This window comes from Duganella sp. Leaf61 (assembly GCF_001421905.1).
GTDB classification, from domain to species: domain Bacteria; phylum Pseudomonadota; class Gammaproteobacteria; order Burkholderiales; family Burkholderiaceae_D; genus Rugamonas; species Rugamonas zoogloeoides.
Window position 1 is genome coordinate 1 of record NZ_LMLM01000021.1, and the last position, 5,652, is coordinate 5,652.

A 5,652-nucleotide genomic window follows, 5' to 3' on the forward strand; every position below is an offset into this window, starting at 1 on the left:
ACCGTGAAACGACTTTGCGCCGATGATAGTGCTGCAACCAGTGTGAAAGTAGGTTATCGTCAGGCTAGTTATATAGAAAAACCCCCTTCCGGTGATCCGGTCGGGGGTTTTTCGCATTTAGCCATCGCTTTATGCTCACCCCGCCCGCCGCAAACTCATTACAAAGCTGACGCCACCGCCCAGATTGTGCGCGGTAATCGTGCCGCCCATCTTTGCCATGTACGTCTTCGCCACGAATAGTCCCTGTCCGCGGTTGCCGTCTGCGCCCGATTCAGCCTGGTCCGACACGCCGTATTCAAAGATCTTGCCGATCATCTCGGCTTCGATCGGCGGCCCCTGGTTATGGATCGTGATGGTGGCGCCGGTCTCGCCGGCTTCCAGCGTGATCGCACTGCCTGGTAATCGATAACGCTCGGCGTTGCGCAGCACATGCGTGACCACGTCCTCCAGCGAGTATTCGTCCGCCCTGGCCAGCAACGCATCCGGCCCGTTGAAGTGACCCTGATCGATGCCGATGCAAGGCGCATTGTCGGCCACGTAGCGCAGGAACGCGGCGACGTCGATCTCGGTCACCTGCAATTCGGACGACTGGAACGCTTCGCTGGGCGAAGCGCGTCCATACAGCACGCGAATCGCCTGCTGCATGCGATTGATGTAGCGGTGGCTCTGGTCGTCCGCGCTGCCGTGCAAGACCATCAAGGACTGCAACGGCGACATGATCTCGTGACCGACCGCATGCCACATATCGCGCTCTTGCTCGGCACGGATATTTTCGCGCTCCACGTCTTCGCGCACGCGGCGCAGCAAGTCATGCAGGCCGGTGGCCAGCACGCCAAGTTCGTCCTCGCCGCGCAGATCGGCCAGGTCGGCCTCGGAAAATCCGCGCGCCGTGCGTACTCGCTCGCCGACATCGTCGGCGCGCTTGATCAGCACCTTGATGCGGCGGATGATGCCAATTTCGATCACCAGCCAGGCCAGCGCCAATGCCGCCAGCATGGCGCCGACGAACCACGTCAGCCGGCTTGCCACTACGCTCAGGCTTTTGCTAACGCTGCGTACATCACCCTTGAGCAGGATCTCGTAGCTGCCCGCCGGCGTGGTGATGATTTCTTTGGCAGCCAGCGGCACGTCGTAGGCATCGACCGGCAAGTGGCGGATCAGCGTCGTTACCACGTGCCACGACTGTTCTTCCGGATCGACGGCGCCAACCAGTTGCGGCATGTCCGCCGCAGGCGCGTCGCCATCGCGCATATCGTTCTGTGTCACGCGCCTGATTTGCAGGCTTTCTCCCGGCAGCAGCATCGGCGTCAGGTCGGCCAGCGAGAACGGCGTCGCGCTCGGCCCTTGCCGCTGTCGAGCAGAGGTGGGCTATCGCCTGGCGCCAGGACCGCGATGCTGACATTGATGCGATGGAGATCCTCGGGCGGCCACACCGGACGGCGTTTCTCGAACAGTCCCTCCTGCAGCACGCCGATCGGCAAGCGCAGCGAAAAGAAGGCGCTGCGCGCGCAGCGGCTGTCGTCGTCGTTGCCGGCGGGCTGATTACAGTGCGGGTTCTGCCAGATCCAGCCGCGAAAATCTTTTACCGCTGGCGCCTTGGCGCGTGCGACATCTGCCGCAGTGAAGCCGGTCAGCCGGCCGCGCATGCCGCCAAAACGCGAGCGTGGCGTTTGCGGTTCCGTACTTTCCTCGAACGGTGCGATCCACTCGTACACCTGGCCGCGCAGCGCAACCTTGACGGTGACGCGGTGGGCCTGGTCGAGCACCTGGTCGCCGCGCACATGTGGCACCAGCAGCGCGCTGTCGAACGTGCCGGCGACATAAATAAAGCCTCCGGCCCACAGGTTGTTGCCGATGCCGACGCACAGCGAACCGTTGTCGCCGTACTGCGCCAGGCAGCCCGACATTGCCACCGCCTGCTGCACTTTTTGCAAGTCGTCGAAATCGAGCGCCGCGAATGGCAGCAGCAGTGGATGCAGCGCCGCGCCACCGCCAGACGCAGGATTGAGCAGCGCCAGTTGGCCGGACGGATGGCGCAAGGTGGCCGCGATCTGCTCGCGGGTTTTCTGGAAGTTGATTTGATAGTTCTTGTAACTGAGCTGTTTCTCCTGCTGCAGCACCGACAGCGCCAGGCCCACCGTCGCCACCATCAGGAACACGAAGGTTGCGCGCAGCAGCAGCCGCACGCGATAGGGGACCAGGCTGAGACGGCGCCAGTTCACCTCAACGGCTTTCGGTATCGGCCCAGAGGAAGCCACGCATCGGAATGTTCTCGACGCAGGCGAAGCCGGGGTCGATTTCGCGGAACGCATCGCGAATGGTGCTGACATGCTTGCGGATGTTATCGCGATTGCGCCCGCTCTTGACCACCTCGAACAGTTCATCGTACGAGACCACCTGGCCGCGCCGCGCGAACAGTACCGCCAGAATGCGCTGGGCCGTCAGCGGCAGGTTGATGCGATGGCCGCGCCACATTGGCGTGCGCTGGCGCAGCGGATCCATGTCGGCAAGGGATAGGCCCTGAATTCCAACATGACGAAAAGGTGAATACCATGGCAGAGCGGCTCAAGCGGATCAGGCAGATGGCACAGGCAGTACGCGACACATTGCGCGGCAGCGCCGCCGGTGCCGTATCTGCAGTTGGCGGCGTGCGCCGCAACGGCGCGATGTTGCTGGCACTCTGCCTGGCCGGCACCGCCGGCTATGGGTTGTGGACGCACCCGCCGCTGGCGAAGCTGACGCCGGGTAGCCTTGGCATCCGCACCAACCAGCTCACCGGTTCCATGGCAGTGGTGCGCGATGGAGCGGTGCTGCTGGTGCCAGGTGTGCACGGATTGCGTCAATTCTCGCTGCTCGACCAGGTATATCGCCCGAGCCGCAGCGATCAAAAGCCGTTCCAGTCGGTGGAAGGACTGGCGCTCGGCGTGGACCTGTCGGTGCGCTACGCGCTCAACGCCGACCGTGTGGCCGCCATCGCCCGATCGCTGCCGTCCGATATCAACGGCGCCATCGTCGAACCTGCGGTGCAGGGCGTGATCTACAAGGTATTCACGCGTTACACGGTACGCGAAATCTTTTCGTCGCGTCGCGCCGAGATCCAGCAAGCCATCGAGGCGGAACTCAAGCCCAAGCTGGCGGCGGACGGCATCACGCTGCGCGGTATCACCATCGGCAAGATCACGCTGCCCGAGGAATACCAGGCAGGCATGGAAAAGCTGCTGGCCGAAGAACTGGAAACCGAAAAAATGCGCTACACGCTCGAGCTCAAGGAAAAGCAGGTGAAGCAAACCGCGCTGGAGGCGGATGCCGACAAGATCCGCCGCGAGAAAGCTGCCGAAGCCGCCGGCAATGAGCAGATCATCGCCGCCCGCGCCCAAGAGCAGGCCATGGCGCACGTGCTGCCCTTCAAGCAGAAGCTGATCGAACAGCGGCGGCTGGAAGCGGAGGCCGACAAGACCGCGCGCATCAAGACGTCGGAAGGGAATGCCCAGGCACGCCTGATCGAAGCCACCGGTGAAGCCGATGCCCGCCGCAAGCTGGCCGACGCCGAAGCCTACCGCCAGGATACGATCGGCAAGGTGGCGGCCGCGCAGATGGAACGCGAGGGCGAACTGATTACCCGCAATCCGCTGCTGATCCAGAAAACCATGGCCGACAAGCTGTCGGACAAGGTCTCGGTCATCATCGCCCCGCCGCCGGCTAACGGCGGCTTTATCGGCGCGTCGCTGCTCGGCAGCGCCAAGGCAGGAGAATAACCATGTCACTCATTGCCACTGCCGTCATGCTGGCGATCGTCACGCAAGACCAGGCTGCGTTGCGTGCCGCGCCCAAGGATAGCGCCTCGCAGCAGGCCGTCCTGTGGCAGGGCGACAGCCTGGAGATACGCGGCGAGAAGCAGGACCTCCTGCAAGTGTACGACCACCGCCGCGAGCGTGCCGGCTATATCCGCGCGGCGCAGGTGCGCAGAATCTCGCTGACGCCGGCGGATGCGCCGGAGCTATTGTCGGTGGTCCGCTTCCTGCGCGATACGCCGGGCGCCGAATCGCTGGGCATCAGCTATGTCGCAGCCTACCTGAAGGCGACGCCGGCCGCGGCCATCACCGCCGAACCGCTCGACGCGCTGGGTAGCATGGCCGAACGGCTGGCACATCGTGCTTCGTCCAGGCTGGGCAAGCAAGGGGACGCAGTGATTGCCGCGCACCTGGAGGCAGTGGCCAATTATGGGGTAGGCATTCGCAGCCAGGAAACAGAGGGGCGCATGCAGCTGTGCTACGACGGCGAAGCGTTTCGCCGCGTGCTGGCGATGCAATCGACGCCGCCGCAACGCGCCGCAGCGGCGCTGGGGCTCACGCGCACCGAGTGCGTCGATCCTGCGCTCGGCCCGGGCGCCCGCGCGGCGCTCGATACCTGGCGTGCGGAAGTGCTCGATCGCGTGGAGCTCACCGGGTTGGCGCCGCACTTGCGCAACCGCCTCCACATGCGCCGCGCGGCGGTATGGTCGTCGGTGGCATTTGCGCATGCCCGCAAGGGCGAGTCGGCGCTGCAGCCGGCCCAGCGCGCCCTCGATGAACTAGGGCTGGTCGAGCCGGCGGAACTGACCGAGGATGACGCCACCGCGTTTGCCGAAGCAGGTGTGCGCGTTGGCAGCATACTGTGGGCAGCCGAGGCCAGCATCCCGGTGTTCGCCCCGGCGCTACAGGTTGTATCGAACCGCGCAACCGCTGCGATATCGGCAGCGTAGATCGCAGCGACCAAGGCACATGCACCTCCCGCGTCCTTAGCACCGGCGGCGGGGCTGCGAGTCATGACGATCGCCGGTGAATCAGGCGAAACCTGCGTGCTGCTGCTGGTGGACGAAAAACATGATGTGCAACGCCCTCTGGTTCGCCGCTGCAATTATGGCGTGGTGTGGCAGGCATCGGCACGGGCCAATGCGCAGGGCACCGCACTGGCGCTGGCGGTGCAGCCGATGGACGGCTGGCGCGAGATGTGGTTGTTCCACCAGGCCAGAGCTGGCTGGCTGGTGAATGTGCTGCCGCCCGCTGCGACCGAGCCGGGCGTAGGCTATGCGGAGTTTGCCGGCTGGGTGCCTGGCACGCAAAACATGCTGGTAGCGCGCGAAGCGCGGATCGATGGCCGCTACAAGCGCAGTTTCGAGCTGGTAGCAATCGATACCCTGGCCACGCTGAAATCGGCCGACAAGCCGTCGTCGTTGAGCCAGTTCTACCGCTGGCAAGATCTGGCATGGAAGCGCCAAACCGTCGCCTTGCGGTAGCGCTGCACGGTGTGAAAAAAAGCCTTGTCGCCGCTGTTGTTTCTTGGCTATAATTTGCCCCCTCGCAAGACACTGTACACAGTGCAGCGTTAAGCGGGGCAGATAGAAAAAAAGAAGTGCTTGACGAAATATTCGAAACGCTTCATAATCTTGCCTCTTCGCTGATGAACAAAACGCTTCTTCAGCAAGCAATACCGCAACACCGAATACAGTTCTTTAAAAATTAACAGTCGATAAGTGTGGACGTTTGATGAAAGTGCACGCAACGCTAGTCGTTGCGATACTTAAAATATCAAATGTTCACAAGAAGTAATGAAATAGGCGCTATGAAAATAGTGGCCTGTCAGTATTTTGAGTGAGCGACCCGTCGAAAGACG

General features: G+C 63.0%; 1 protein-coding gene and 3 pseudogenes. 2 read left to right on the top strand and 2 right to left on the bottom strand.

The window, feature by feature from the left end:
* Positions 1-135 precede the first annotated feature (135 nt).
* Positions 136-2,222, bottom strand: a pseudogene (locus ASF04_RS13010) (sensor histidine kinase).
* Position 2,223: 1 nt separating this feature from the next.
* Positions 2,224-2,502: pseudogene (locus tag ASF04_RS13015) on the bottom strand (transcriptional regulator); the annotation flags it as partial.
* A gap of 50 nt (positions 2,503-2,552) precedes the next feature.
* On the opposite strand from ASF04_RS13015, the gene ASF04_RS13020 reads away from it, so the two are divergent.
* Both ASF04_RS13020 and ASF04_RS13025 read left to right on the top strand, forming a co-directional pair.
* Positions 2,553-3,755 carry an SPFH domain-containing protein gene (locus tag ASF04_RS13020; RefSeq protein ID WP_056142206.1) on the top strand — a complete coding sequence of 401 codons (1,203 nt, stop codon included), beginning with the start codon at positions 2,553-2,555 and terminating at the stop codon, positions 3,753-3,755.
* 2 nt (positions 3,756-3,757) lie between these two features.
* Positions 3,758-5,275: pseudogene (locus ASF04_RS13025) on the top strand (hypothetical protein).
* Positions 5,276-5,652: the final 377 nt, after the last annotated feature.